At 63.2% G+C, this 21361-nt stretch carries 18 protein-coding genes and 5 pseudogenes; 15 read left to right on the top strand and 8 right to left on the bottom strand.

Features of this window, described 5'->3' with window-relative positions:
- Positions 1–2: 2 nt before the first annotated feature.
- Positions 3–560, bottom strand: coding sequence for a PQQ-dependent catabolism-associated CXXCW motif protein (locus AB8Z38_RS36245; protein WP_369722317.1), 558 nt, complete (start codon positions 558–560; stop codon positions 3–5).
- Entirely contained in the window at positions 557–1438 is an 882-nt protein-coding gene (locus tag AB8Z38_RS36240) for a substrate-binding domain-containing protein (protein WP_369722316.1), read from the bottom strand. The genes AB8Z38_RS36245 and AB8Z38_RS36240 overlap by 4 nt, the downstream gene beginning before the upstream one ends.
- A gap of 120 nt (positions 1439–1558) precedes the next feature.
- Here AB8Z38_RS36240 and AB8Z38_RS36235 point away from each other — a divergent pair, with 120 nt between their 5' ends.
- Together AB8Z38_RS36235 and AB8Z38_RS36230 are read left to right on the top strand one after the other, a co-directional pair.
- Positions 1559–2485, top strand: coding sequence for a quinoprotein relay system zinc metallohydrolase 2 (locus AB8Z38_RS36235; protein ID WP_369722315.1), 927 nt, complete (start codon positions 1559–1561; stop codon positions 2483–2485).
- A gap of 54 nt (positions 2486–2539) precedes the next feature.
- Positions 2540–3359 (top strand): annotated as a pseudogene (locus AB8Z38_RS36230) (quinoprotein dehydrogenase-associated SoxYZ-like carrier).
- 191 nt (positions 3360–3550) lie between these two features.
- On the opposite strand, the gene AB8Z38_RS36225 reads toward AB8Z38_RS36230, so the two are convergent.
- Positions 3551–3910 (bottom strand): hypothetical protein, encoded by a 360-nt coding sequence (locus tag AB8Z38_RS36225; protein ID WP_369722314.1) that lies wholly within the window; start codon positions 3908–3910, stop codon positions 3551–3553.
- An 87-nt stretch (positions 3911–3997) separates the two neighbouring features.
- Here AB8Z38_RS36225 and AB8Z38_RS36220 point away from each other — a divergent pair, with 87 nt between their 5' ends.
- The 4 genes and pseudogenes from AB8Z38_RS36220 to AB8Z38_RS36205 all read left to right on the top strand — a co-directional run bounded on the left by AB8Z38_RS36220 (position 3998) and on the right by AB8Z38_RS36205 (position 6813).
- Positions 3998–4972, top strand: a complete 975-nt coding sequence (locus AB8Z38_RS36220; RefSeq protein ID WP_369726697.1) for an ABC transporter substrate-binding protein — start codon at positions 3998–4000, stop codon at positions 4970–4972.
- Between the two features lies 1 nt (position 4973).
- Positions 4974–5711: an ABC transporter permease gene (locus tag AB8Z38_RS36215; RefSeq protein WP_369722313.1), complete on the top strand. Its 738-nt coding sequence runs from the start codon at positions 4974–4976 to the stop codon at positions 5709–5711.
- A pseudogene (locus tag AB8Z38_RS36210) lies at positions 5701–6412 on the top strand (ABC transporter ATP-binding protein). Before AB8Z38_RS36215 ends, AB8Z38_RS36210 begins: the two are co-directional and overlap by 11 nt.
- 47 nt (positions 6413–6459) lie before the next feature.
- The gene (locus AB8Z38_RS36205) at positions 6460–6813 is read left to right on the top strand and encodes a hypothetical protein (RefSeq protein WP_369722312.1); all 354 of its coding nucleotides are present in this window, start codon (positions 6460–6462) and stop codon (positions 6811–6813) included.
- A gap of 143 nt (positions 6814–6956) precedes the next feature.
- On the opposite strand, the gene AB8Z38_RS36200 is transcribed toward AB8Z38_RS36205, so the two are convergent.
- The 4 genes from AB8Z38_RS36200 to AB8Z38_RS36185 form a co-directional block, all read right to left on the bottom strand.
- Entirely contained in the window at positions 6957–7166 is a 210-nt protein-coding gene (locus AB8Z38_RS36200) for a hypothetical protein (protein ID WP_369722310.1), read from the bottom strand.
- 101 nt (positions 7167–7267) lie between these two features.
- On the bottom strand, positions 7268–8173 hold the full coding sequence (locus AB8Z38_RS36195) for a hypothetical protein (protein ID WP_369722308.1): 906 nt from the start codon (positions 8171–8173) through the stop codon (positions 7268–7270).
- A 28-nt stretch (positions 8174–8201) separates the two neighbouring features.
- Positions 8202–8282, bottom strand: coding sequence for a pyrroloquinoline quinone precursor peptide PqqA (pqqA, locus tag AB8Z38_RS36190; protein WP_018460299.1), 81 nt, complete (start codon positions 8280–8282; stop codon positions 8202–8204).
- A gap of 171 nt (positions 8283–8453) precedes the next feature.
- The gene (locus AB8Z38_RS36185; protein ID WP_369722306.1) at positions 8454–8846 is read right to left on the bottom strand and encodes a calcium-binding protein; all 393 of its coding nucleotides are present in this window, start codon (positions 8844–8846) and stop codon (positions 8454–8456) included.
- Between the two features lie 335 nt (positions 8847–9181).
- On the opposite strand from AB8Z38_RS36185, the gene AB8Z38_RS36180 reads away from it, so the two are divergent.
- From AB8Z38_RS36180 to AB8Z38_RS36170, 3 genes are read left to right on the top strand one after another with little or no spacing between them, the layout of a single operon-like run.
- Positions 9182–10846, top strand: coding sequence for a methanol/ethanol family PQQ-dependent dehydrogenase (locus tag AB8Z38_RS36180; RefSeq protein WP_369722305.1), 1665 nt, complete (start codon positions 9182–9184; stop codon positions 10844–10846).
- Positions 10847–10865: 19 nt separating this feature from the next.
- Positions 10866–11213 carry a cytochrome c gene (locus tag AB8Z38_RS36175; protein WP_369722304.1) on the top strand — a complete coding sequence of 116 codons (348 nt, stop codon included), beginning with the start codon at positions 10866–10868 and terminating at the stop codon, positions 11211–11213.
- Entirely contained in the window at positions 11210–12136 is a 927-nt protein-coding gene (locus tag AB8Z38_RS36170; protein ID WP_369722303.1) for a transporter substrate-binding domain-containing protein, read from the top strand. The genes AB8Z38_RS36175 and AB8Z38_RS36170 overlap by 4 nt, the downstream gene beginning before the upstream one ends.
- Before the next feature lie 142 nt (positions 12137–12278).
- Here the strand turns inward: AB8Z38_RS36170 and AB8Z38_RS36165 are convergent, their stop codons facing one another.
- Positions 12279–13247, bottom strand: a complete 969-nt coding sequence (locus AB8Z38_RS36165) for a helix-turn-helix domain-containing protein (RefSeq protein WP_369722302.1) — start codon at positions 13245–13247, stop codon at positions 12279–12281.
- Between the two features lie 518 nt (positions 13248–13765).
- Between AB8Z38_RS36165 and xoxF5 the strand changes: the two are divergent.
- The 6 genes and pseudogenes from xoxF5 (at position 13766) to AB8Z38_RS36135 (ending at position 21357) form a co-directional block, all read left to right on the top strand.
- Positions 13766–15569: pseudogene (xoxF5, locus tag AB8Z38_RS36160) on the top strand (lanthanide-dependent methanol dehydrogenase XoxF5).
- Positions 15570–15679: 110 nt separating this feature from the next.
- Positions 15680–16170: pseudogene (locus tag AB8Z38_RS36155) on the top strand (c-type cytochrome, methanol metabolism-related).
- 59 nt (positions 16171–16229) lie between these two features.
- The gene (locus tag AB8Z38_RS36150; RefSeq protein WP_369722301.1) at positions 16230–17339 is read left to right on the top strand and encodes an S-(hydroxymethyl)glutathione dehydrogenase/class III alcohol dehydrogenase; all 1110 of its coding nucleotides are present in this window, start codon (positions 16230–16232) and stop codon (positions 17337–17339) included.
- Between the two features lie 33 nt (positions 17340–17372).
- Positions 17373–17935 (top strand): annotated as a pseudogene (gene gfa / locus AB8Z38_RS36145) (S-(hydroxymethyl)glutathione synthase).
- 655 nt (positions 17936–18590) lie between these two features.
- Positions 18591–19043, top strand: a complete 453-nt coding sequence (locus AB8Z38_RS36140) for a (2Fe-2S)-binding protein (protein ID WP_369726696.1) — start codon at positions 18591–18593, stop codon at positions 19041–19043.
- 1 nt (position 19044) lies between these two features.
- Complete coding sequence (locus AB8Z38_RS36135) at positions 19045–21357, top strand: molybdopterin cofactor-binding domain-containing protein (RefSeq protein ID WP_369722299.1); 2313 nt, start codon at positions 19045–19047, stop codon at positions 21355–21357.
- The last annotated feature ends 4 nt before the right edge of the window (positions 21358–21361 follow it).

Below are 21361 nucleotides of genomic sequence, written 5' to 3'. Positions count from 1 at the left end.
GCTCACTGTTCCGGGCGCGGCTCCGGTTGCGCCTGCTCGGTGGGAAGCTTCGCACGCTCCCAGCCGTTCGTGCCGTCCGGATACCAGGCGACGTTGGCATAGCCGTACGCCAGCGCGCGCTTGGCGGCGTTCCACGACATCCAGCAATCGGCCAGACAATAGATCACCAGCAGCGCGGCCTTGTCGCCGCGTGACGCCCGCGCAAGACCGCGCTGGAAATAGTCGTCCATCGCCGGTGGAAGCGTGCCGTAGCCGGTGTCCGGCAGCCAGACACTGCCCGGAATGTTTTTGCGCGGGGTATCGCGCCAGACAGTGCCTTCGGGAAGGTTCTTCGGCTTGGGCGCGCGCGGCAGCACGTCGATGAACGCGCCACTCCCGGCTCGCCAGATTGCCTCGGCTTCCGCCGTCGTGAGCACGCGCGCGCCTTCCAGTGTCGCCGGCACCGGCGCACGGTAATTGTCGGTGCGAAAACCTTCCGGCTCGAACGGCTCCTGCTGCTGCGCTAATGCCGGCGCCGCCAGCATGACGGCGACGACCGCAGCGGCAAGAGGCCGTCTCATGGCGCCTTCTTGGCCGTCTCCGCGCCGAGCGGCCGGTCGCTCTCGTCCAATAACGGTACGCCGAAGTCGAGCAGGATCTTGTTGATCTCGCCCTGGTTCTCCTGGATCAGCTTGTTGAGCTGACGTTTCCAATTCTGGTCGGCGGCACGCACGCCCATGCCGATACGATAGACCAGCTTTGGCCCGGTGGTTTCTTTCACCAGCGGCATCACGTGAAGCGAGTCGGCTTTCTTGGCGTAGAAGCCCGCCATCGGTCCCCACAACACGCCGGCATCGATCTTCCCGGCGGAAAGGTCGTCGATCATCGCCTGCGCCGAATTGTCATAACGGGTGTCGATCATCAGCGGATACGGCTTCGCATCACCCATCAACCCGGCGATCGCCATGTTGGTGGCCGGCGGCGTGCCCGCGATGATGCCGAGATGCTTGCCCTTGAGCCGCGCGTCTTCAAGCGTATCGACATCTTCCAGCCCGCTGCCGACCTTCGCGACCAGCGCGTAGGACGTGCGGTAATAGGGATTGGTCCCCTGCACGAGATCATCGCCTTGCGGAAAGCCCATGATGACGTCGCAGCGGTGCGCGCCCAGCGTCATCCGCACGAAGCCGGTCGCCTGCGGAAAGAACACGTAGTCGAGCTTCTTCTGGAGCTTTTCGGCGAACAGTTCGGCGACCTTGTTTTCGATGCCCTCACCCTTCTCGTTGGAGAACGGCAGGTTGCGCGGATCAGCGCAGACGCGCAGCACCTTTGGATCGACCAGTTCGAATGAGAGATCGCCAGTTTCGTTGGTCTGCGCCGCGGCGACGTCGCCGATCGCACAGGACGCGACCATCAGACATAGTGAAACTAACCAGCGACGATGTCGCCCGGCCTCCGTCATCGCACTTCCTCCTCGTTTCATCCCAATGCTATCCATGCAACGCAGGACGCACCATGTTTTGCCAAACTCTGCGGTGGCTTGTCGTGTGCAGCGCAGAAAACCCCGAACTGAGGCGGAAACGTGTCTCATCTCGCGTCAACGATTGCTGCCTTAGCCCTGCTGGGCCTCGCCACGTTAGCACGCGCTGCGGCGGCCGAATTGCCTGTGAGCGAAGTCGCGCCGGGAATCTTCGTACACTCCGGGACCATCGCGCTGATGACGCGCGAGAACGAGGGCGACATCGCCAATGTCGGTTTCATCGTCGGCGAGGAGGCGGTCGCCGTGATCGACACCGGCGGCAGCGTTCGCGAGGGCGAGGCGTTGCTGGCGGCGGTGCGGGCCCACACCACCAAGCCGATCCGCTACGTCATCAACACCCACGGACATCCAGACCATGTCTTCGGCAATGCCGCCTTCATCGCCGACAGAACCAGCTTCATCGGCCACAGCAAGCTGCCGCAGGCACTGGCAACGCGCGGGCCTTACTACCTGGACAACTTCAAGCAGATCATGGGTGGCGAATTGATCGATCCCGTGAAGATAGTTCCGCCAACGCTGCTGGTCACGGAGACGCTGACGCTCGACCTCGGATCGCGCCGGCTGACCTTGCGGGCGTGGCCGCCGGCGCATAGCGATAACGACCTGACGGTGTTCGACGAGACGACGAAGACGCTGTTCGCGGGTGACCTCGTCTTTCTCCGCCACATTCCGGTGGTGGACGGCAGCATCCGTGGCTGGCTCGCCCTGCTGAAGGAATTGGAGACCGTTCCGGCGCAGCGCGTCGTTCCCGGTCACGGACCCGTGAGCGACTGGCCTGCCGCATTGGCCGATGAGCGGCGTTATCTTTCGACGCTGCTGTCCGACGTGCGCGCGCTCAACAAGAAGGGCGAATCGATCCGGGCTGCGGCGGATCAAGCGGGCTCATCCGAGCGTTCCCGTTGGGACCTTTTCGACGACTACAACGCCCGCAACGCAACCGCAGCATTTTCGGAAATTGAATGGGAGTAGCGGACGCGCTACGCTGAAGCTCAAGTGCCGCTTCGCCCGCACGGGATCACACCCATGATGCGACATATGCTCCGCCTGACCTTGATCGCCGCGTTTGCCGGCATCGCCCTTGCCGCACCGGCGAGCGCGGAAGAGGCCTATGATCCCTGGCCGGGTCTAGTGCAGGACATTTTCAATAACCGTCCAATGAACGACGGTGCCGGCGTGATCGGCATCGAGATGCCCTATCGCGCCGAGGACGCGGCGATCGTCCCGGTGAGTTTGCGCAGCAAGCTCTCGCCGGGCGACAGCCGCCGCATCCGTTCGATCACGCTGGTGATCGACCGCAACCCGGCACCGATGGCGGCGAAGTTCGAGCTTGGGCCGGACGCCAACGTCACCGAAATCTCGACGCGGGTGCGGGTCAACAACTATACCGATGTCCATGCGGTGGCGGAGCTAAGCGACGGCCAGCTCTATGTCTCCAAGATCTATGTAAAAAGCCTCCGGCGGCTGCTCGGCACCGGCGGGAAAGAATGCCGAGGAAGCCCGGAATCATCTCGGCCAGATGCGTTATCGGCAATTCGCGCGCGAGGAGGCGCCGGCGAGCCGCGTCCGCGAGGCGCAGATCATGATCGGCCATCCCAACAATTCCGGGCTCCAGATGGACCAGGTCACGCAGCTTTATATTCCCGCCTTCTTCGTCAACCAGCTGAAGCTGACGCAGGACGACAGTCCCGTGCTGTCGATGGAAGGCGGCATCTCCATCTCGGAAGATCCCAATCTGCGCTTCACCTACGTCTCCAACGGCGCCCGGCGTTTTCGCGCCGAGGCCAAGGACACGGACGGCCATGTGTTCCGCAACGAGTGGGATGTTGATAAGCCGGCGACGTGAGGGCGCTGTATTTCCCTCTCCCCTTGTGGGCCTTGTGGGAGAGGGTGGATCGCCGCGCAGCGGCGAGACGGGTGAGGGGTTGCTTCCGCGAGCACACCTCTCACAATCGAAATTGCGGAGAAATACCCCTCATCCGGCGCTTCGCGCCACCTTCTCCCACAGGGGGAGAAGGGAAGGCAGCAGCGCAAGTATCAGAAACACCTGACCTCTGCCTCAGCCTGCGCGCGCCTGAGATCATTCACCGCCGCGTTCGCCTGCTCCGAGGTGCGAAACTGGGCGCCGAGATTGCCGCGGACCTGGGACATGCTGAGCGCGGTTTCCGCGGTGACGTAGCGCTCGTAGGGCACGATCGAGGCGACCACGTCGATCGAGCAGGAACACTGCTCGATGGACTGCCGGCTCTCGCCGTTGGCCTTCATGCAGCCATAGACATATTCGGCGCGCGCCGTCGTCGGATAATCATTGGCTTCATCGGCTCGCGCCGCAGACGCGATTGCGGCGAGCACCGCCAGCGCGGCGACAATCGGTCGTAGCTGTCCGGCCAAATCCATCAGCATCCTCCCGCTGGTTGCGATGGAAGCTATGCTATGCGTATTGTCCTGAAAAGCACTCGCTTCGAGGAAACGGCTCACAAGGTGATGAAACTTCTTGGTCGAACATTGACGCTCGCGATGACGCTGGCGCTGGTTGCACCCGGCCACGCCGCGGATACTATCCGTCTTGCGGTCCAGAAGACCGGAACCTTCTCCTGGGAGCTGGCCACGATCCGCGCGAGCGGTCTCGACAAGGAGGCCGACCTGTCGCTGGAGGTCACCGAGCTCGCGAGTCCCGAGGCCGGCAAGATCGCGCTTCGCGCCGGCAATGCGGATATCATGCTCTCGGACTGGCTCTGGGTGTCGCGCGAGCGCGCGCTCGGCGCCAAGCTGACGTTCTATCCCTATTCCAGCGCGCTCGGCGCGGTGATGGTGCCGGCGGCCTCGCCGATCAAGACCCTCGCCGACCTCAAGGGCCGCAAGCTCGGAGTCGGCGGTGGCCCCATCGACAAGAGCTGGCTGCTGCTTCAGGCGCGGATGAAGCAAGACGGCATCGACCTGAAATCGGAGGCGACCATCGCCTATGGTGCGCCGCCCCTGATCGCCGCCAAAGCGGCCGACGGCGAGATGGATGCGAGCCTCAACTTCTGGAATTTCTGCGCGCAATTGGAGGCCAAGGGCTTCCGGCGCCTCGCCGGCATCGAAGACATTCTGCCGAAGCTTGGCGCCAAGGGAGCGGTCTCCGCGGTCGGTTATGTCTTCGACGAGAGCTGGGCGGCGAGCCATCGCGACGCTGTGGCGCGTTTCATCGCGATGACCCGCAAAGCCAAGCAGTTGCTCGTCACCTCCGATGCGGCCTGGGACAAGGTCGCGCCGCTGACCGGCACGGCCGACGCCGCCATGCTCAAGACCTATCGCGGCCGTTATCGCGACGGCATCCCGCGCCGGAGCGTCGCCGACGAGGAGGCGGATGCGCGCGTGCTCTATCGGGTGCTGGCCGAAATCGGAGGCCGTGATCTGGTTGGACCGGCGGCCGAGCTCGACCCCGGCACCTTCTATCACGCCGTGACCGGAGACTGAGGTGCTGCGCCTTCTGTCGATTGCCCTGCTTCTCGTGATCTGGTGGACAGCCGCGCTGTTCGTCGGCGGCGCAAAACTGCCCTCCCCACCCGCCGTGCTCAACGTCATCATCGCGGAAGCCTCGAGCGGGGCGCTTTTCCTGCATCTCGGCGCCACGCTCGCACGCGTCGCGCTCGCCTTCGTGTTGGCGATGTCGCTCGGCAGCGCCATTGGCTATCTGATGGGACGGGTGAAGCTTGCCGACCGGCTCGGCGATCCCTGGCTGATCCTGCTGTTGAATCTGCCGGCGCTGGTCGTGATCGTGCTCGCCTATATCTGGGCCGGGCTCACTGAGGCCGCCGCCATTGCGGCGATCGCCATCAACAAGCTGCCAACGGCAGTCGTCACCTTGCGCGAGGGCACCCGCGCGCTCGACCGTTCGCTGGACGAGATGGCGACCGTGTTCGCCATGCCGCGCTGGCGCGCGTTCCGCCATGTCGTGCTGCCGCAGCTTGCGCCTTATGTCGCGGCCTCCGCCCGCTCCGGGCTGTCGCTGGTCTGGAAGATCGTGCTGGTCGCCGAATTGTTAGGACGCCCGAACGGCGTCGGCTTCGAGATCGGGGTCGCCTTCCAGCTATTCGACACGCCGCGGCTGCTCGCCTATTCCCTGACATTCGCCGCCGTCGTGCTCGTGATCGAGACCGCGCTGGTGCAGCCGTTCGAGTCTCGGGCAACACGGTGGCGCCCCCGTGCGGCTTGAGGTCGATATCACAGGCAAGACATTTGAGAGCGCCGCGAGCCGAACGCACGAGGTGCTGGCGCCGATCAAGTTCGCGATTCAATCCGGCGAAGTCGGTGTGCTGATCGGCCCGTCAGGCTGCGGCAAAAGCACGATGCTGCGCATCATCCTCGGGCTCGACCGCGACTTTCACGGGAGGGTCGCGCGCCCACCCGAAGCGCGGGTTGGAATGGTGTTCCAGGAGCCGCGGCTGTTGCCGTGGCGTTCGGTGGAGCAGAACGTACGGCTAGCCGCCCCCGACGTCAGCGAGGCAAAGCTGTCGGAGCTTTTCAGGATCCTCGAGCTTGACCTCGCATCGCAGCCACTTCCCCGGTGAATTGTCGCTGGGGCTCGCCCGCCGCGTTGCACTCGCCCGCGCCTTTGCGGTCGAGCCCGATCTGCTGGTGCTCGACGAGCCCCTCGCCTCGCTCGACGATGCGCTCGCAGGCCGCCTGCGCGACGAGATCGCGACACTGGTGGCAAGCCGCCCCATGATGACGCTGCTCGTCACCCACAGCCTGGACGACGCGATCCGTCTCGGCGATCGCCTGTTCTTCCTGTCGCCACGGCCGGCGCGCATCATTCGGGAGGTCCCGATTCCGATCCCGCGCGCGCAGCGTAGCGAGGTCGAGCTCGGCCGGATCAAGGCCGAGCTCGCTGCAGCACAACTTGAATCGAAATGAAACCTCGTGGTCAACTGGACCGAACGAGATTGTCGAGGGAGGTCACCATGCGGCGTACGCTGATTGCGATCGGCATCCTGATGTTGGCGATGCCGGGCACGGCCCTCGCGCAGGCCAAAGGCAAGGGCATCCGGTTATGGAATCTGACAACAGAGACGATCTCCGGCTTTCAGCTGTCACCGGCCGGCAAGACCGACTGGGGTCCAAACCAGACCTTGAACGACAAGGAGAAGGAGGTCGATCATGACGAGCGGCTGCGCATCACCGGCGTCGAGCCCGGCCGTTATGACGCCAAGGTCACCTATCCCAATTCGCGGCAGTGCATCGTGCGCGATGTCGAGATCAAGGCGGACGCAGTGTTCTCGATCGCCGACAAGGATCTGAAGGATTGCACCAAGTAGCGCGGGCGCATCAAAAGCGGCTTAGCTCCTCATCCTGAGGAGCCCGCGAAGCGGGCGTCTCGAAGGATGGCCACAGGCGAGAACCGGGCCTGCATGGTTCGAGAGGCGCTTCGCGCTCCTCACCATGAGGGTTTCGCGCCGGATCACGCCTTGTCGTTCGGGTGCGGATATTCGCAGCGCCACCGCACCGCCTGCCATTTCGGATGGTTCCCGACCCATTGCGCGATATAGGGCGGCGCCGCCATCGCGCATTGCGCCGGCGACCCCGCATAGTTGAACACAATATGCTGCTCCTCGCAGGTCGCGGGCGAGAGCACCGCACACACAGTCACCACAAGGTCGATCGGGTTCATGCCGGATCCTCGCGCGGGGGCAGTGGAGATTAGCACAAACGATACGTGCCAAAGAGCGGGAAGTTTCAATCTGGCGTGAGGACTAGCTGGAACCCACTTCGCTAGAAATTCACCCCAAATATCAATCTCGCCTGCTGCCGCTCGAAATTGACGAGGTCGAGATTGGCGCCTGATCCAGCCGAACGCCCCCAGGCCTGCATGCTCCAGCTCAGGGTCAGGCGGGAGCGCTCCGATATCTGATAATAGGCGGTCGGGCCGACGAACAGGGCTTGCCCGGCGAACTCGCCGAGGCCGATGCCCTCATACTGGCGGAAGTAGCGCAGCTCGCCACCGAGCAGAAAGTCCGGGCGCAGGCGCACCATGCCGGCAAAGGCGGCGCCGACCGTCGAGCTCTTTTCCGAGAGACCGCTGACCTCGAACCGCGCCCATTCCGGCTGGTAGATCAAGTTGAGCGCGCCGATGACAAAGTTCGGGGTCAGCTCACGATCGAATGCCAGTGTGAAGTCGGTGCCGTACATCCGCCCCTTCGCGCCACTGGTCTCATCGATGCGATCGCCATGCAATTCCGCGGCGACGGTCAGGCCGAACGGTGCTTGCTCGCGATCGAGCAGACGATAACGCAAATCGAGCGAGGCGCCCTGGAAGTTGAGTTGACGGCGGTCGTCGATGTCGGGGACCCCGGTGATGTCGTGCAGGGTCACAATGCCGCCGGCCTCGATGCGAAAATTCGGCAGCGGGACGACCTCGATCTCGACCTCCTGGCCGATGGCGCGATAGGTCCCGCCGCCCTTGCCGAACCGTCCCGTCGTCTGGCTCTGGAATTCGCGCTCGCCGAGATTGCCAACATCGGTGCCGATCATGAAGCCGAAGATGTGCTCGGTATCAAAGCCCTCTTCGGCGTGCACGCATGCCGGTGCAAGCGCGACTATACAGCCAGCTATGATCGAGACTATTTGGGCTCTCGCGCGCATCCCGAACACTACCACGGCTTCGACGGCATTTGCCATCGAAGCCGCGGCAGGTCGTCGGGTGGTCTTACTTGCGCAAAGCGCAGGCGTACATGTTGATTTCCATGCCGACCGGCACTTCCACGATCTTCGGAGCTTTCCAAGCCATTCGGGGTCTCCCAAGGGATTGAGCGCGACATCGCGCCGGGCAAAACCTAGGGCTGGGTCAAGCACAGCGCAAGTCTGGAATCGAACGGCTGATACAACGATGCAGCGAATTGCGCGTGCGCTGTTCGCTCCCGGGCAAACCGCCTTCGCTCCCAGTCAAGCGCTGCACCCTTCACCGCAACAATCGCAGCAAAGCGCGCCCCGCACGCGAGTTCAACTCCTTGGCGTCGAGCGTGCCATCGTGATCGGGATCGGCTGCGTTGAAGCGCTGCTCCACCAGGGCGAGATATTCGTCGAGCGTGAGTGTCCCGTCGTGATCGGGATCGGCGGCGGCGAGTTCTTTCGCTGTTAACCGTCCGCGCAATTCGCGCACATCCAGCGTGCCGTCATGATCGGGATCGAGCTTCGCGAACAGCGCGGCCGCCGCCTTCTTCACCTCGGCGAAATCGAGCGTGCCGTCATTGTCGCTGTCGAACATCTTGACCGCGCTGGCAGAGGTCGACCAGGCGGGGTCAGCGAGCAGCAGCCCCGTCAACGCAAGTGCAATCGAGCGGCGCGATATCATCAAAGCCTCCCTGACCAAGAGCCCGCGATTTGCGCGGGATGCGGACGAGATAAGTCCCCAAGCGGTGCGCGGTTCAAGCCCCAACGTATTGCAACCTACCTGGCAAACTCCACACCCGCGTGGCTGGCCAGCCACACGCGCCGTCTCACGCCGCGGAATTTCACCAGCGCCTCGACGCAAATGGCGTTCATTGTTGAGAGGTTTACTCGGGGTAACTGGTATTCGGCGTCCAATAATTCGTCACGACGCTTACGACTTTCGTATTGACGCGTTTTGGTTTCCGAACGACTGTTGCTGTCGCAGCGTCAAAAGACGCGCGTACTGGGGAGGAATAGATGAAACGCCTTGCGATGGCCGCGAGCCTGGTCATGTCCGCATGCTCGGTTGCGAGCGCACAAACCACCGATCAACTGGTCAAGGGTGCGACCGACACATCGAACGTTCTCAACTACGGGATGGGCTACAATCTCCAGCGCTTCTCGACCCTAAACCAGATCAACAAGGACACGATCAAGAACCTCGTCCCGATCTGGAATTACTCCTTCAACGACGATCGCAGCGAGGAATCACAGCCGCTGGTCTACCAGGGCGTGATCTACGTCACCTCGCATAACGCGACGATGGCGGTCGACGCCAAAACCGGCAAGCAGATCTGGAAGTCCAAGATCGAGTATCCGGCCGAGACCCCGCGAATCGTCTGCTGCGGCATCATCAATCGCGGCGCCGCGCTCTATGACGGCAAGCTGTTCCGCACAACGCTCGACGCCAACGTGGTCGCGATCGACGCCAAGGACGGCAAGGAATTGTGGCGGCAGAAGGCGGCCGACATCAAGGAAGGCTATTCCATGACGGTGGCCCCGCTGGTCGCCGATGGGGTCATCATCACCGGAATCTCCGGCGCTGAGTTCGGCACCCGCGGCTTCATCGACGGCTGGGACCCAGCGACGGGTAAGCATCTCTGGCGCACCCATTCGATCCCCTCACCGGACGAGCCCGGCGGCGACACCTGGAAGGGCGACACCTGGAAGCTCGGCGGCGGTTCGACCTGGATCACCGGCTCCTATGATCCCGAGCTGAATACGGTCTATTGGGGCATCGGCAATCCCGGACCCTTCAATGCAGCGGTGCGCCCCGGCGACAACCTGTACACCTGCTCCGTGCTGGCGATGGATCCCAAGACCGGCAAGATCAAGTGGCATTACCAGTTCTCGCCCAACAATCCGTTCGACTATGACGCAGTGGCCGAGATGGTGCTCGCCGACATGAACGTCGAGGGCAAGCCGACCAAGGTCCTGATGGATGCGAACCGCAACGGCTTCTTCTACGTGCTCGACCGCACCAACGGCAAGCTGCTCGCGGCCAATCCTTACGTGAAGGTGAATTGGGCGACTGGCATCGACATGAAGACGGGGCGTCCGATCGAGACCGACGTCGTGACCGGCGCACGCGAGGGCAAGAAGGTCACGGTCTATCCGTCCATTCTCGGCGGCAAGAACTGGGAGCCGATGTCGTTCAATCCGCAGACCGGACTGGCTTACGCCAACACGCTTGCTTTCGGCGGCAGGTACAAGTCGGAGCCCGCCACCTTCAAGCAGGGCGAATGGTATCTCGGCATGGACCTCACGGATCCCTGGGAATGGGGTGACGGCGCGCGCGGTCATCTGAAGGCGATCGATCCCATGACCGGCAAGGCGAAGTGGGAAGCACCAAGCGACATCCCGCGCTTCTCCGGCGTGCTGTCGACCGCAGGCGGCGTCGTGTTCACCGGCGCGCTGACGGGCGAGTTCGAGGCCTTCGATGCCGACAGCGGCAAGAAGCTCTGGCAGTTCCAGACCGGCTCCGGCATCGAGGGACAGCCGGTGACCTGGCAGCAGGACGGCGTGCAGTATGTCGCCGTGACGAGCGGCTATGGCGGCGTCTACTCGCTGTTCTCCGGCGACGAGCGGCTGGCGAAAGTGCCGCCGGGCGGCTCGCTGTGGGTCTTTGCTGTCAAGCAGTAAACGGCAAGACGTGCTGGGAATGGTATCTCACAGGACGGCGGCGATCTTCGCCGCCGTCGCGGCGCTGACGGTCGCGCTTGCGGCGACCGTTCGTGCCGCGGATGACTCAAATGGCAACCCCGCCCAAATGCAGATCGACCACGGCAAGGCGACCTATGCCGAAAAGTGCTCGCACTGCCACGGCCCCAACATGATGAATTCCGGCACCATCACGCCGGACCTGCGCGCCTTCCCCGATGACAAGACCCGCTTCGTCACCACGGTGAAGAACGGCAAGAACAACAGGATGCCGCCATGGGGTGACGTTCTCAACGACGATGAGATCGGCGAGCTCTGGGCCTTCATCTCGAGTCGGAGGAAGCCATGAGAGGCAGGCTGGCGGCACTCAGTGTCGCGGCGATGTTGATCGGTCCGGCGACAACGGCCGGCGCGGCCGATCCATTGAGCGTCTGTCTCGACGAGGACCGGCCGCCGTTCTCAGCGCATCACCGCGGCAAGCCCGATTCGGGCTTCGACGTGATGCTGGCCCAGGCGATCGCGGATCGGCTGGGACGGCAGCTCAGGATCCAGTGGTTCGAGAGCAAGCTGGACGAGGATTCGAGCCCGCAGCTCGAGGCCAATGCGCTGCTCTCCGACGGTCGCTGCTCGCTCGTCGGCGGCTATGCGCTGACCACGGATTCGCTGGTCGCGCCCGGCGTGAAGACGGCGCGCTTGCCGGATTTCGCCGGCGCGACGCGCGACGACCGGCGCCGCCGCGTCGCGCTCGGCGTGCTCGCGCCGAGCCAGCCTTATGTTTATTCGCCGATGACGGTGGTGCTGGGACCGAAGGCGCGCGGGCGCAAGATCGGCGATATCGGCGATCTCACCGGTCTTCGTCTCGCGATCGAGAGCGGGTCGCTCGGCGATGCCATCTTGATGAGTTTCGACAAGGGACGCCTGATCGACGGCATCACCCATGTAGTGCCGGGCCGCGATGACCTCCTCGGCGCGCTCGAGCGCGGCGACCATGATGCCACGTTGATCGACCTCGGCCGCTTCGACGCTTACCGCGCCGCGCATCCCGAGACCGCGATCACCGCCTCCCACTATTACTATCCGATCGGGGCCAATCGCGGCTATGTCGGGCTTGCCAGCGAGCCTGCGCTGATCGACGCCGTCAACAAGGCCCTGACGAAACTCGCCGCGGACGGCAAGATCGCCGCATTCGGCCAACAGGCCGGCCTCACCTATCTGCCGCCGCGAGAGCCCGCAATCCTTGGCGATGTCTGGAGGCAGATCATCCAGCGTTGAAGCGGCCGCGGTGCATTCCGAGCCTGCGTGCACACGCATGCATCTCGCAATGACGCACGATGCGGTTAGCAATAGGCAGCTACGGCGCTACTGGCCTCACCGGCCCGTCGGCGATGCCCGAAGAGAACTGCCCGCCCTGCGTTTAGTTCTCGCCGACGGCCGCCGCGCCGTGCTGTATCTTGTGGATCGAGGACGGCACCACGCCGAAATACTTCCGGAACACGCGGCTGAAATGCGATGAGCTGGAGAAGCCCCAGGAGAACGCGACATCGGTGATGGTCTTGCCTGCGTGAGCCTCGAGCTCCTGGCGGCAGTTCTGCAAGCGTGCCTGCCAAATGTAGTCGCTCACCGTGGTGCCGCGCTCGGAGAACAGCATGTGCAGATAGCGCTTGGAGCAGCCGAGTTCGGTGGAGATCTCGTCGATGCACAGATCCGGATCGCGCAGGTGCTCGCGGATGAAGAACTGAGCGCGCACATACATCGCCTCGGGCCCGACCCGATCCAACATCGAGTCGGCTTCCCGCAGCGGCAAAAGCAGCAGGTCGATGAGCGAATCGGCGACGCCGACCGCGCTGTTCGCGGACAGTTTTGCCGCCTCGTCGAAGGTGGCATGAACGAAATCGTGAGCGATCCGACCCGTGCCGGTGCGTGACGACAGCTTGCAGGCCGGCATCCGTTGCGATGGGAATCCACGATCGCGCAGCAGTGACTTCGGAACGATCACCACGTCGTGGCGCGTGAAGGCTGGGCTGATGATCGAATGCGGGCAGGAGACGTCGTACGCGATGATGTCGCCCGGGTTCAACTCCATGTGGCGGCCTTCCTGCTCGAAATAGGACACGCCGTAGGTCTGGAAGTGGATCTTGATGTATGGATGTTCATTGGCCTTGGCGCGCGCCAGCGTGTGCGCGATGCGATGCTGGCTCACCTCGATCTGACAAAGTTTCAGGCGCGAGACGGAGGTGTAGTCGATGCGGCCTTCGAGCGAGGACGCCTCCAGCGGATCAACGTCGAAATAGCCGCATAGACTCGTCAACCCGTCGACCCAGCTCTGGATCTGCCTCTTCGGCGTCATTCCGGTCGTTGAGAGCGTGTGAATTGTGTCGGACATGAATCCAGCCGCTGGTTTTATCCGAGGTTCGACACGAATCGCGAGCAGCGCTGCCGAAGCCCTCAGCCGAGATTGCGTGACGTTTACCTCAAATTTGGGAGGTCTTTGAAACGGTGCGCCATCGTTCCGTTGCCACCCTTGAAAGTTAATCCTCCGCCTTAGTCGCCGCGCCGTCAAGTGGAACATCAGCGCTGGCGCGGCGCGCGGTGCGATGCGGAAGCCGCTGAATTCGCTGCTGCAAAATCAAAATCTTTTGCGTCCGTGCGCTGTCGAGCAAACCGGCTTCTCTCTTGGGCAAGTTTCCCCACGACGAACTCGTTAGGAATTGCGGCAGGAACAAAAAGAAGACGGGCCGCTCCTGCACGCGGACCTGCGGCTCTCATCAGGAGGAGAAAACACCCCAGCATCGTTTCCGGTCCCAATCGAGACCGCCCTGCACGAGCAGACGCTGGACGAGAAGCCCGGCGATCAAGCAACGCTTCGGAATCAATAAAACGAAATCCAACGGAGGAACGACTATGCGCAAGGTGCTACTGGCGACATTTCTTGGCTCCGCAGCGGCTCTCGCCGTCGGAAGCGCGTCAGCCAATGACGAGTTGATCAAGATGTCGCAGAACCCGAAAGACTGGGTGATGCCGACGGGCGACTATGCCAATACCCGCTATTCCAAGCTGAATCAGATCAATGCACAAAATGTCGGCAAGCTGCAGGTGGCCTGGACCTTCTCGACCGGCGTGCTGCGCGGCCATGAGGGTGGCCCGCTGATCGTCGGCAACATGATGTACGTCCACACACCGTTCCCGAACAAGGTCTACGCCATTGACCTTTCGCAGGAGAACAAGATCGTCTGGAGGTACGAGCCGAAGCAGGACCCGAACGTCATCCCGGTGATGTGCTGCGATACCGTCAACCGCGGCCTGTCGTACGGCGACGGAAAGATCTTCCTGCATCAGGCTGACACCACCCTTGTCGCGCTCGACGCCAAGACCGGTCAGGTTGCTTGGTCCGCGAAGAACGGCGATCCCAGCAAGGGCGAGACAGGTACGTCCGCGCCGATGGTCATCAAGGACAAGGTGCTGGTCGGCATTTCCGGCGGCGAGTTCGGCGTTCAGGCCCACATGACCGCCTACGACATCAAGACCGGCAAGGAGGTCTGGCGCGGTTATTCGGAAGGCCCGGACAACCAGATCCTGGTCGACGACAAGACCACCGCGCTCGGCAAGCCGATCGGTAAGGACTCCAGCCTCAAGACCTGGCAAGGCGATCAGTGGAAGATCGGCGGCGGCGCCACGTGGGGCTGGATCTCCTACGATCCAGAACTCAATCTCGTCTACTACGGGTCCGGCAATCCCTCGACCTGGAACCCGAAGCAGCGGCCCGGCGACAACAAATGGTCGATGACCATCTGGGCGCGCAATCCGGACACCGGCGTGGCCAAGTGGGTCTACCAGATGACGCCCCATGACGAATGGGACTATGACGGCGTCAACGAGATGATCCTCTCGGACCAGCAGATCAACGGCCAGCCGCGCAAGCTGTTGACGCATTTCGATCGTAACGGCCTCGGCTATACGCTCGATCGCGCCACCGGCGAATTGCTGGTCGCCGAGAAGTACGATCCGAAGGTGAACTGGACCTCCGGCGTCGACATGGACAAGAACTCGGCCACCTACGGCCGTCCGAAGGTGCTCGACGCCGCTTCGACCGACAAGGCGGGCGAGGACCACAACGTGAAGGGCATCTGCCCGGCCGCGCTCGGCACCAAGGACGAGCAGCCGGCAGCCTACTCGCCGGACACGCAGCTGTTCTACGTCCCGACCAACCACGTCTGCATGGACTACGAACCGTTCAAGGTAAGCTACACCGCGGGTCAGCCCTATGTAGGCGCGACGCTCTCGATGTATCCGCCGCAGGGCGATACCAATATGGGTAACTTCATCGCCTGGGACGGCAAGACCGGCAAGATCGTGTGGTCGAACAAGGAGCAGTTCTCGGTCTGGTCGGGTGCGCTCGCAACCGCCGGCGGCGTGGTGTTCTACGGCACGCTCGAAGGCTACCTGAAGGCGGTCGACGCCAAGACCGGCAAGGAGCTCTACAAGTTCAAGACCTTCCGGGATCATCGGCAACGTCACCACCTATGAGAACGGCGGCAAGCAGTACGTCGCGGTGCTCTCCGGCGTGGGCGGCTGGGCCGGCATCGGTTTGGCAGCGGGCCTGACCGATCCGACCGCGGGCCTTGGCGCAGTCGGTGGTTATGCGGCGCTCAGCAACTACACGGCGCTCGGCGGCACGCTGACCGTGTTCTCGCTGCCGACCAACTAACCTCAACTCCGTATCGCTCCGGCGCGTGGATCAACTCCACGCGCCGGCTCGTCTCCACCGAACGCCACGAGGAAAATCTCTTGCGCAAATTCTGCTCTGTCATTGCCGCGATGTTCTTCGTTGCGTCCGGAGGAATTGCCATCGCGGACGGGTCGGGTGACCCGACCGCCGTCAAGCAGAACGAAACCGGGGAATGGCTCGATAAGGAGGGTAACCCGACTTACAAGATCTCGGCCGATGGCACAGTGGACTGGTACACCTATTCCGGATATCGCCGCTATCACTCGGACTGCCATGTCTGCCATGGCCCCGACGGAATGGGCTCAACCTATGCGCCGGCGCTGAAGGATTCGCTCAAGACCATGAACTACGCCGATTTCCTCGGCGTCGTAGCCTCCGGTCGCAAGAACATCTCGACCGCGCAGGAGAACGTGATGCCGGCTTTCGGCGATAATCCGAACGTCGCTTGCTACATGGACGATCTCTACATCTACCTGCGCGCCCGCTCCAACGAGGCCTGGGGTCGCGCCCGTCCCGGCAAGCATGACGACAAGAACGACGCCTATACCAAGAACGAAGATCGTGCATGGGCAGGAAGTGAACGTTTGGGGTCCGGCCGAGACTTAAGTCTGGCGTCCAGGAGAATTTGAGGAGTTTACGATGAAGACACGTGCCGCCGTCGCTTTCGAAGCCAAGAAGCCGCTCGAGATCGTCGAAGTCGATCTGGAAGGACCGAAGGCCGGCGAAGTCCTGGTCGAGATCAAGGCGACCGGCATCTGCCATACCGATGCCTACACGCTCGACGGCTTCGACAGCGAGGGAATCTTCCCGTCGATCTTGGGCCACGAGGGCGCCGGCATCATCCGTGAGATCGGCGCCGGCGTGACCTCGGTGAAGCCGGGCGATCACGTCATTCCGCTCTACACGCCGGAATGCCGGCAGTGCAAAAGCTGCCTGAGCCGGAAGACCAATCTCTGCACCGCGATCCGCGCGACGCAAGGCAAGGGCGTGATGCCCGACGGCACCAGCCGCTTCTCCTACAACGGCAAGCCGGTCTACCATTATATGGGCTGCTCGACCTTCTCGAACTTCACGGTGCTGCCGGAGATCGCGGTGGCGAAGATCCGCGAGGACGCGCCCTTCGACAAGAGCTGCTACATCGGCTGCGGCGTCACCACCGGCGTCGGCGCCGTGGTCAACACCGCGAAGGTCGAGCCGGGCTCCAACGTCATCGTGTTCGGCCTCGGCGGCATCGGGCTCAATGTCATCCAGGGCGCCAAGATGGCCGGCGCCGACAAGATCATCGGCGTCGACATCAACGACTCCAAGGAGGAATGGGGCCGAAGGTTCGGCATGACGGCTTTCGTCAATCCCAAGAAGATCACCGGCGACATCGTTCCGCATCTCGTCAACCTTACCGATGGCGGCGCCGACTACACGTTCGACTGCACCGGCAACACCAATGTGATGCGCCAGGCGTTGGAAGCCTGTCATCGCGGCTGGGGCACCTCGATCATCATCGGCGTTGCGGAATCCGGCAAGGAGATCGCCACCCGTCCGTTCCAGCTCGTTACCGGCCGCAACTGGCGCGGAACTGCCTTCGGCGGTGCGCGCGGCCGCACCGACGTGCCGAAGATCGTCGACTGGTACATGAACGGAAAGATCCAGATCGATCCGATGATTACCCACACGCTCAAGCTCGAAGACATCAACAAGGGCTTCGACCTGATGCACGAGGGTAAGTCTATCCGTTCTGTCGTCGTGTTCTAGCTCGCAAGCGTCACACCCAAGGAGGATCGACCCATGACTGTTGCACTCCACCCCTCGATCGACAACGGCATCAAGCAAGGCACCGGCCACTTTGCCGGCGGCACGCTGGTCTGCAAATGCAGCGACCGCCCGGTCAAGGTCGCCGTCAAGGGCGACGTCGCCCACAATCACGCCTGCGGCTGCACCAAGTGCTGGAAGCCGCAGGGCGCGAATTTCTCTGTCGTCGCGGTGGTGCCGCGCCAGAACGTCACCGTGCTCGAGAACGGCGACAAGCTCCAGATCGTCGATGCTTCCGCGGCGATCCAGCGTCACGCCTGCAAGGCCTGCGGCACACACTGTATGGCCGGATCGAGAACAAGAATCATCCGTTCTACGGGCTCGACTTCATCCATCCGGAGCTGTTCCAGGAGCAGGGCTCCCAGGCACCACAATTCGCCGCCTTCGTCTCGTCGGTGATCGAATCGGGCGTGAAGCCGGAGCAGATGGCCGGCATCCGTTCCCGCCTGAAGGAGATCGGGCTCGAGCCCTATGATTGCCTGTCGCCGGCGCTGATGGACGCGATCGCGACCCACGTAGCGAAAGCCAAAGCCGCCTGAACAAGGCCGCCAGACTCCGCTAGGCCCCATCAGCTCGCCGGTAGTGACCACCGCCGGCGAGCGGACGAGCGTATCGCGCAGATGACCGCGGGCGGTTGATCGCGGCGATGTCGCCGCCACTGCATTTTGCGTGTGGTGGTGCTTGGCTCGCGGGCCTTCGGGTCTCAGTCCTGGTCTCTCAATGACGTCGCAATGCCCTGAACTTTGTCCTTGAAGTCCGCGGGTCCTGCGATTCTCCCTCCCTCGACTGAGGCATCCTGCTTCGTCCGTGCAGTCACTCTGCCGGACGAAGCTTTTTCACCTCGATTACAATTTTGTAGTCGCACAGGACGCGTGACGTGTTGCCGCGCCCTGCTTTTGACAAACCCCGGATGCAATCTGTTCACGTCAAGGACAACCGGCTGTGAATGCCGGGGTGGCCCGATCTCTGCTACGGTCGCGCCGTGACGATGCCGCGCGAAGTTCAATCAATTAAGAACAACACGGGAGGTATCGAGCACATCCGAACATCGCGATCACCCTTCATGCCCCCTGCCGGGATTTGCCCGCGCGGGATAACGGGCTCGGACGCGGTTGCGATGATGCAGGGACCATGGCGCCGACCGAGGTCGGCTATTCCAAAATCGGCAAAGCTTATGAAGAGCGAGGGACGATCATGATCAAGGTGAAGATCAACGGCCAGGAACAGAGCTGGGATGGCGACCCGGACCTCCCGCTACTCTGGTTCCTGCGTGACGAGGCCGGGCTGACCGGCACCAAGTTCGGCTGTGGCCAGGCCCTGTGCGGCGCCTGCACGGTCATCGTCGACAAGGAAGCCGTGCGCTCCTGCATCACATCGATCAATGACGTCGCCGGACGCGAGGTCACCACGATCGAGGGGCTGCATCCGACCGGCGATCATCCGGTCCAGAAGGCCTGGCGTCAGGTCAACGTCCCGCAATGCGGCTTCTGCCAGGCCGGACAGATCATGCAGGCGGCGGCATTGTTGATGGACAATCCAAAGCCGTCGCACGACCAGATTCGCGAGACGATGTCCGGCAATATCTGCCGCTGTGGCTGCTACCAACGCATCGAGAACGCAGTCCATCTCGCATCGACGGGAGTGTGACATGAATTTCATCGACAATCCCCGGAAGCTTCGCGGCTTCGAAAAGCACGTCAAGGTCGAGAAAATCTCGCGCCGCAGTATCCTGAAAGGGCTCGGCATCACCGGCGGCTTCGTGCTCGCCGCGCCCGTGATGTCGCGCCAGGCCTTTGCCTATGAGACCGGCGCCGGAAAGATGCCTCATGGCGTCGTGGTCGATCCGCGCGTGTTCGTCGCGGTCGCGCCCGACGGTACCGTCACCATCGTCGCACACCGCGCCGAGATGGGCACCGGCGTGCGCACCAGCCTGCCGCTGATCGTGGCCGAGGAGATGGAAGCTGACTGGTCGAAGGTGAAGGTCCAGCAGGCCCATGGCGACGAAGTCAAGTTCGGCAACCAGGACACCGACGGCTCCCGCAGCACGCGGCACTATCTGATCCCGATGCGCCAGATCGGCGCATCTGCCCGCACGATGCTGGAACAGGCCGCAGCCAAGCGCTGGGCCGTGCCGGCAACCGAGGTCAAGGCCGTCAGCCACGAGGTGGTCCACAGCGCCAGCGGGCGCAAGCTCGGCTTCGGCGAGCTCGCCGCGGACGCGGCCAAGGAATCGGTGCCGAGCATCGAAGGTCTCAAGCTGAAGGACCCCAAGGACTTCCGCTACCTGACCAAGGGCCAGATCGGCATCGTCGATCTCCACGACATCACCACCGGCAAGGCAGGCTACGGCGCCGACGTGCGCCTGCCCGGCATGAAATACGCCGTGATCGCGCGGCCGCCGGTCACCGGCGGTAAACTGGTCTCGTTCGATCCGGCTGAGGCGATGAAGGTCTCCGGGGTCGAGAAGGTGATGGAAGTGCGCGGCTGGCCCTGGCCGTCGAAATTCCAGCCGCTTGGCGGCGTCGCCGTGATTGCACGCAATACCGGTGCGGCGATCAAGGGCCGCGATGCCCTGAAGCTCGTTTGGGACGATGGGGCGAACGGCAAATATGACTCGGTGGCCTACCGGAAGGAGCTCGAAGAGGCCTCGCGCAAACCGGGTCTCGTCGTGCGCAAGGAGGGCGATGCGGATGCCGCCCTGAAGAGCGCCGACAAGGTGATCGTCGGCGAGTACTACATCCCCCATCTCGCCCATGTCAGCATGGAGCCGCCGGTGGCGGTCGCCGATGTCAAAGGCGACAAGGCCGAGATATGGGCGCCGGTGCAGAGCCCGGGCGGCACCCGCGAGGACGTCGCCAAGACGCTCGGCATTCCCGAGCAGAACGTCACGGTCAACGTCACGCTGCTCGGCGGCGGCTTCGGCCGCAAGTCGAAATGCGACTTCGCGCTAGAAGCCGCGCTCCTGTCCAAGGAACTCGGCGTCCCCGTCAAGGTGCAATGGACACGTGAGGACGACCTCCATCACGACTTCCTGCACACCGTCTCGGTCGAGCGGATCGAGGCGGGTCTGGACAAGGACGGCAAGGTGATTGCCTGGCGCCACCGCAGCGTGGCGCCCAGCATCGCCTCGACGTTTGCGGCCGGAACGGTGCATCAGGCGTCTTTCGAACTCGGCATGGGCCTCGTCGACATGCCGTTCGAGATCGCCAATGTCTCTTGCGAGAACCCGGAAGCGGCCGCGCACACCCGTATCGGCTGGTTCCGCTCGGTCTCCAATATCCCGCGCGCGTTCGCCGTGCAATCGATGGTCGGCGAGATCGCGCAAGCGACCGGGCGCGACCAGAAGGAGACGCTGCTCGCGCTGATCGGAAGTCCGCGCATCGTCAAGCCGGCGGTGAAGGACCTCTGGAACTATGGCGAGCCCTATGACAGCTATCCGATCGACACCGCGCGCCTGCGCAAGGTGGTCGAGCTGGTCGCCGATAAGGGCGAATGGGGACGTCAGGTGCCCAAGGGTCACGGCCTCGGCATCGCCGTGCACCGCAGCTTCGTCAGCTACATCGCCACCATCGTCGAGGTCGCTGTCGACGACAAGGGCAAGCTGACAGTGCCGCGGGTTGATACCGCGATTGATTGCGGCACCTATGTCAATCCCGAGCGCATCACCTCCCAGATCGAAGGCGCGGCGATCATGGGGCTGAGCCTCGCCAAATACGGCGCGGTCACCTTCAAGGACGGCAAGGTGGAGCAGAAGAACTTTGACGACTTCCAGGTCATCAGGATCGATGAATCGCCGCTGGTGACCAACGTCTACATCGTCCCGCCCGGACCCGACACGCCGCCCAGCGGCGTCGGCGAGCCCGGCGTGCCGCCGTTCGCGCCTGCGCTGATGAATGCGATCTTCGCGGCGACCGGAAAGCGCATCCGCGCGCTTCCGATCGGGAAGCAATTGGAGGCATGAGGCG

Origin of the sequence: Bradyrhizobium sp. LLZ17 (assembly GCF_041200145.1) — a bacterium.
In the GTDB taxonomy this organism is placed as follows: Bacteria; Pseudomonadota; Alphaproteobacteria; order Rhizobiales; family Xanthobacteraceae; genus Bradyrhizobium.
This window is presented reverse-complemented; position numbering and strand designations above follow the sequence as displayed.